The organism is Pseudoxanthomonas sp. GM95, from assembly GCF_900109775.1.
Taxonomy (GTDB): Bacteria; Pseudomonadota; Gammaproteobacteria; order Xanthomonadales; family Xanthomonadaceae; genus Pseudoxanthomonas_A.
The window spans coordinates 1-5,729 of the sequence record NZ_FOAX01000009.1; the positions used below are offsets into that span (position 1 = coordinate 1).

Genomic DNA, 5,729 nt, shown 5'->3' on the forward strand with positions numbered 1-5,729 from the left:
TAGTGATAGAACGACCCCTTGGGTACGCCAGCGGACGTCAGTACTTCGTTCAAACCGACCGCCGAAAAGCCCTTGCCGCCCATGATCCGTTGGCCAGTCGCCAGGATCTTTTCGCGAACGCCGAAAGTTTCGGGGGCGGTGAAAGAGTTCATGGGTCGCAATCTACTACAGATTAGACTGGTCGTCTAGTCCCCCGGTTCTTGAATTTTCATTGCTAGAAGACACAAGTCAGGACCTTGGACCTACGGAGAAAGCACCAATGGGCCATCGCGTCAGGAAACATTCGTGAGCTAGGCGTTGATTCAATAAAAAAGGGAAATAGCGCGCCTTCCTATCTCAAATAGCTTTTGAGAATAGCTGCCACATCGTCGATCGCGTGCAGGCGATCTTCTAGCAAGTCGCGCTCGGCCACGTGATGCCTCAGGTGGTCGGCGAGCAACTCAATCAGCAATCCCTGCGATGCACCGCGTACGGCTGCCACCTGGGTCAGCAGCGCCGCACAATCGACATCACTGGCCAGGGCTTTTTCGATTGCATCGACCTGTCCCCGGATCCTTCGCACCCGCGACAGCAGCTTTGACTTGTCCTTGCTCAGATGAGACATGCATACCCCTCGGGGGTAAAAATATGTACCATGGGGGGGTATCCTAGTTAGTGTTGCCAACGATGTCGATTGCAACCACCGCGGCCCAGCGTAGCCATTCTCATGCCTTCGCCGCTGGCAATCCTCTGGCAGAGCGCGGCACGCGCCGTGCGGTGGTCCTCACCGCCGTCATGATGGTGATAGAGATTGTCGGGGGTTGGACACTCAATTCCATGGCGTTGCTGGCCGACGGCTGGCATATGAGCTCGCACGCGCTGGCGCTTGGATTGGCATTGTTTGCTTACGCTTTTGCGCGCCGCCATGCGGACAATGCGCGCTTCACTTTTGGCACTTGGAAGGTCGAAGTACTAGGTGGCTACACCAGCGCGATTCTGCTGCTGGGCGTGGCTGCCCTGATGGCCTTCCAGTCAATCGAGCGGCTCTTTACGCCTAAACCTATCCATTACCAAGAAGCGATCTTCATCGCGGTAATTGGCCTGTTGGTCAACCTGGTGTGCGCTTGGTGGCTGCGTGATTCGCATGGACATGACCATCATAGCCACGGGCATGATCACCACGGCCACGCTCACGGTCATGACAAGGATCTCAACTTGCGCGCGGCCTATCTGCATGTCCTGGCCGATGCGGCGACCTCGGTGCTAGCGATCGTTGCGCTGCTGGTCGGGATGTTCTGGGGCGCCGGATGGTTGGACCCGGTGATGGGAATGGTAGGCGCCGTGCTGGTCACGGTGTGGGCATGGGGATTGCTTCGCAGTACAAGCCGGGTGCTGCTTGACGCGGAGATGGACGCGCCGGTCGTTGCGGAGATCCACGAGGTCATCCAGCATCTGCCTTTCGACGCCGCCATCAGCGATCTACATGTCTGGCGTGTTGGCGGGGACACCTACGCCTGCGTCATTAGCCTGGTGACAGACGCCGAGGTGGACGCAGATCAGATCCGGGCTGCGATTGGCATCCACGAAGAGCTCGTACACATTACGGTGGAGTTGAATCGCACCGGCTTTGCATCCAATACCCAGTTCCTGTCATAAGCAGTGGCGCATTCCCCTGTCAGTTAACGACCGTGAGCGCGGAACGCTGGATCAGGTGACAGCAATCGCCAAGTTCTACGGCGTGTGTAGACGGTTGTAGGAGATGTCCAGCCATGAAGGTCGTTCTTCATACATTTCGCGGATCAGCTGCTTGAGCAGTCTGATCAACGTTTCGTCCTCATTGTGGCGATAGCTCATGATGATCGGCGAGGTGGCATGCTCGTCATCGATCAAGCGGTAGTGCAGGTCGGAGCGCTGCAGCCGTGCCGAGGCAGGGATCACGCAGATGCCGGTTTCGGCGGCCACCAAACCCAGCGCCGTCTGCATTTCGCGCACTTCCTGCACTTCGGAGGGGCGCACGCCGTGATCGCGCAGCAGCGACAGCACCTGATCGGCGAAGCTAGGTCTGGGCTCGCTGGGATAGACCACTAGCTTCTGACCTTTCAGCTCTGCTGGGGCAATGGGTGTGTCATCAGCTGCGAGTGCGAACGACGGCGGTATGGCCACCACTAGGCGTTCCTCGCGCAGCACCAAACGCTCAACGCTTGTGTCGCTGGTGCGGATGCGGCCAAAGCCTATGTCGATACGGCCGCTTTTGAGTCCTTCGGCCTGCTGCAAGGACATCATCTCCACCATGCGCACTTCGGCATCGGGCATGGCTTGCCTCAGGCGCCGTACGACTGTGGGCAATCCCCCATACCAAGTGGAAGCGACAAACCCGATGCTGATCACCCGGCGCTCGCCGTGGCCGACCCGGCGAGCGGCATCTTTCATCTGTTCCACGCGCCCCAGCACCTGTTGGGCTTCTTCGTAGAACAGGCGGCCGGCGTCAGTAAGCCGGATCGGCCGGCTGCTGCGTACCAGCAGCCGAACGCCCAGCTCTTCTTCCATCTGCTGGATCTGCCTGCTCAGTGGCGGCTGGGCCATGTGCAGCTGCTCGGCGGCACGGGTGAAATTGCGCTCTCTGGCGACGGTGACAAAGTACTTGAGCTGGCGAAGATCCATGGGATTAGACCAAAGTCGTAACTATGTAATGTAGCTATGTTGCAGCGCATTAAAATAAGCAAAAACGGGGTTTAAGAGGCCAACTATACGCGCAAGGTATTTTGCCAGACCGAACTCGTCTTGGACGCCGGCGTGTATCGGTCCCAAGAATCGAAAGCATGGAACGCACCCTCTCTCCCGTCCCCAATGCGGCCCCGACGATCGAACGCGTCGAGACCTTCCTGCTGGACCTGCCCACCATCCGCCCGCACCGCCTGTCGGTGGCCACGATGAGCGGGCAGACGCTGATGATCGTGCGCCTGCACTGCAGCGACGGCACGGTCGGCATCGGCGAGGGCACCACGATCGCGGGCCTGGCCTACGGCGCCGAGAGCCCGGAAGGCATGAAGTTGGCGATCGACACCTACTTCGCGCCGGTGCTGGTCGGCAGCGATGCGACCCGCGTGCAGGCGCTGATGGCGCGCGTGGGCAAGCTGGTCAAGGGCAACCATTTCGCCAAGTGCGCGGTGGAGACCGCGCTGCTGGACGCGCAGGGCAAGCGCTGTGGCCTGCCGCTGTCCGAGCTGCTGGGCGGCCGGGTGCGCGATCGCCTGGGCGTGGCCTGGACGCTGGCCTCGGGCGACACGTCCAAGGACATCGCTGAAGCCGAGGCGATGCTGTCCGCGCGCCGGCACAACGTGTTCAAGCTCAAGATCGGGCGCAAGTCGGTGGCCGAGGACGTGGCGCACGTGGCCGCGATCAAGCGCGCCGTCGGCGACCGTGCCGCGGTGCGCGTGGACATCAACATGGCCTGGAGTGAGACCGACGCGCTGCGTGGCCTGCCGGCGCTGGCCGATGCCGGTTGCGAGCTGGCCGAGCAGCCGGTGGCCACCGCCGCGGCGATGACGCGCCTGATGCGCCGTTTCCCGATCGCGCTGATGGCCGATGAAGTGCTGCAGGGCCCGGAGAGCGCCTACGAGCTGGCCAAGGTGTCCGGCGCCGATGTGTTCGCGGTCAAGACCGAGCAGTCCGGCGGCCTGTTTGCCGCACTGAAGGTTGGCGCGATCGCCGATGCGGCAGGGATCGAACTCTACGGCGGCACGATGCTGGAAGGCGCGCTGGGCACAATTGCTTCGGCGCATGTGTTTGCGACCTTCCCGCACCTGCAGTGGGGCACCGAGCTGTTCGGGCCGCTGCTGTTGACCGAAGAGATCCTGGAGCAGCCGCTGGTCTATCGCGACTTCCACCTGGAAGTGCCGAACGCGCCGGGCCTGGGCATCGCCCTGGACGAGGACCGCGTCAACGCCTTCCGCCGCGACCGCAGCCGCACCACGGTCGCCACCACCGGCACGGAGGGCTGAGGCCATGTTGTTCCACGTACGCATGGACGTGAAGCTGCCGCTGGACATGGATCCGGCCAAGGCGGCCGACCTCAAGGCCACCGAGAAAGCGCGCTTCCAGGAGCTGCAGCAATCGGGCCAGTGGCGCCACATCTGGCGCATCGTCGGCCAGTACTCGAACGTCTCGATCTTCGATGTCGACAGCCCCAGCGAACTGCACGACCTGCTGCTGTCGCTGCCGCTGTTCCCGTACATGGACATTGCGGTCATGCCGCTGTGCCGGCATCCCTCGTCCCTGCATGGGGACGACCGCTAAGCCGTTTCCCCACATCCATCCGATGCGCTCCTGGGGAGGGAACGCGTCAAGGCAGCATTCGCCACCAAGAGGAGCAGTACGATGAGCGTGACCATTTTCGCCAAGCCCGAGGTGCAAGCTTTCCTGCAGACCCTGAGCGGCCTGGACAAGCCCGAAGGCAATCCCCGGGTCAAGCAGATCATCCATCGCCTGATGTCGGACCTGTTCAAGGCCATTGACGATCTGGACATCACACCGGACGAGTACTGGACTGGCATTGCTTGGCTCAACGCGCTGGGCGCGGCCGGCCAAGCCGGCCTAATCTCGCCCGGCCTGGGTCTGGACCACTACCTGGACCTGCGCATGGATGCCGAAGACGAAGCGCTCGGCATCCAGAACGATACCCCGCGCACGATCGAAGGTCCCCTCTACGTGGCCGGTGCACCGGTGGAGCAAGGTCATGCACGTCTTGACGACGGCCGCGATACCAATGGCCAGCTACTGCGTATGCACGGCACGGTCTATGGCAGCAACGGCCAGCCGTTACCCGGTGCGAGCGTGGAGGTGTGGCACTGCGACACGCGCGGATTTTATTCGCACTTCGATCCCACCGGCGAGCAGGCGCCGTTCAACATGCGTCGCACGATCATCGCCGACGACACGGGCCAGTACAGCTTCCACAGCATCCTCCCAAAAGGCTACGGCGTGCCGCCGGGCAGCCCGACCGAGCAGCTGTTGTTCGCCCTGGGCCGTCATGGCCAGCGCCCGGCGCACATCCACTTCTTCGTCGGTGCCGACGAGCATCGCAAGTTGACCACGCAAATCAACATTGCCGGCGATCCGTTGGTCAATGACGACTTCGCCTACGCCACCCGAGACGGGCTGGTGCCGGAGATCGTCGAGCACACTGACGCAGCTGCCATCCAGGCCGCCGGTCTGGATGGTCCGTTCGCCGAAATCACCTTCGACTTCCATCTCACGCCACTGGTGGCCGGGCAGGACAACCAGCTGGTCGAGCGCCTCCGCGTCGCTGCTTGATTCACGATCGAACGGTGCAACGCGCCGTCGTCCGCACCACACCATCATCGCTGCAGCGCGTCTGACGCGTTGCAGCCATCCCCACCGGGAGAGGTCCCCATGTCCGCGATCATCGAAAACAAGACCGACATCGCGCAGCTGCTGGCCACCGCGCTGCAGGACGATCCGGAGGCGGGCATATACCGCTGCCGCCGCGACATCTTCACCGACTCCGAGCTGTTCGAGCTGGAGATGAAACACATCTTCGAGGCCAACTGGGTCTACCTGGCGCATGAGAGCCAGATCCCCAACAACAACGATTACTTCACTACCTACATCGGCCGCCAGCCGGTGGTGATTACCCGCGACAAGACCGGCGAGCTGCACGCGGTGATCAACGCCTGCGCGCACCGCGGCGCGATGCTGTGCCGGCGCAAGCACGGCAACAAGGGCAGCTT

8 protein-coding genes are annotated in these 5,729 nt (G+C 62.3%); 5 read left to right on the forward strand and 3 right to left on the reverse strand.

The window, feature by feature from the left end:
- Window positions 1-152 (reverse strand): TetR/AcrR family transcriptional regulator (locus BMZ17_RS21395; RefSeq protein WP_139203047.1); only part of this gene is annotated, 152 nt, incomplete at its 3' end.
- A gap of 179 nt (window positions 153-331) precedes the next feature.
- The gene (locus tag BMZ17_RS20725; protein ID WP_093144462.1) at window positions 332-604 is read right to left on the reverse strand and encodes a metal/formaldehyde-sensitive transcriptional repressor; all 273 of its coding nucleotides are present in this window, start codon (window positions 602-604) and stop codon (window positions 332-334) included.
- Window positions 605-666: 62 nt separating this feature from the next.
- Between BMZ17_RS20725 and dmeF the strand changes: the two genes are divergently transcribed.
- The gene (gene dmeF, locus BMZ17_RS20730) at window positions 667-1,635 is read left to right on the forward strand and encodes a CDF family Co(II)/Ni(II) efflux transporter DmeF (RefSeq protein WP_093144464.1); all 969 of its coding nucleotides are present in this window, start codon (window positions 667-669) and stop codon (window positions 1,633-1,635) included.
- Between the two features lie 75 nt (window positions 1,636-1,710).
- Here the strand turns inward: dmeF and BMZ17_RS20735 are convergent, their stop codons facing one another.
- Complete coding sequence (locus tag BMZ17_RS20735) at window positions 1,711-2,640, reverse strand: LysR family transcriptional regulator (RefSeq protein ID WP_093144466.1); 930 nt, start codon at window positions 2,638-2,640, stop codon at window positions 1,711-1,713.
- A 158-nt stretch (window positions 2,641-2,798) separates the two neighbouring features.
- Here BMZ17_RS20735 and BMZ17_RS20740 point away from each other — a divergent pair, with 158 nt between their 5' ends.
- The 4 genes from BMZ17_RS20740 to BMZ17_RS20755 all read left to right on the forward strand — a co-directional run.
- Complete coding sequence (locus tag BMZ17_RS20740; RefSeq protein ID WP_093144468.1) at window positions 2,799-3,980, forward strand: muconate/chloromuconate family cycloisomerase; 1,182 nt, start codon at window positions 2,799-2,801, stop codon at window positions 3,978-3,980.
- A 4-nt stretch (window positions 3,981-3,984) separates the two neighbouring features.
- Window positions 3,985-4,275, forward strand: coding sequence for a muconolactone Delta-isomerase (gene catC / locus BMZ17_RS20745; protein WP_093144470.1), 291 nt, complete (start codon window positions 3,985-3,987; stop codon window positions 4,273-4,275).
- Between the two features lie 81 nt (window positions 4,276-4,356).
- Window positions 4,357-5,292, forward strand: a complete 936-nt coding sequence (gene catA, locus BMZ17_RS20750; protein WP_093144472.1) for a catechol 1,2-dioxygenase — start codon at window positions 4,357-4,359, stop codon at window positions 5,290-5,292.
- Between the two features lie 99 nt (window positions 5,293-5,391).
- On the forward strand, window positions 5,392-5,729 hold a 338-nt coding region (locus BMZ17_RS20755), incomplete at its 3' end, for a Rieske 2Fe-2S domain-containing protein (RefSeq protein ID WP_139203049.1).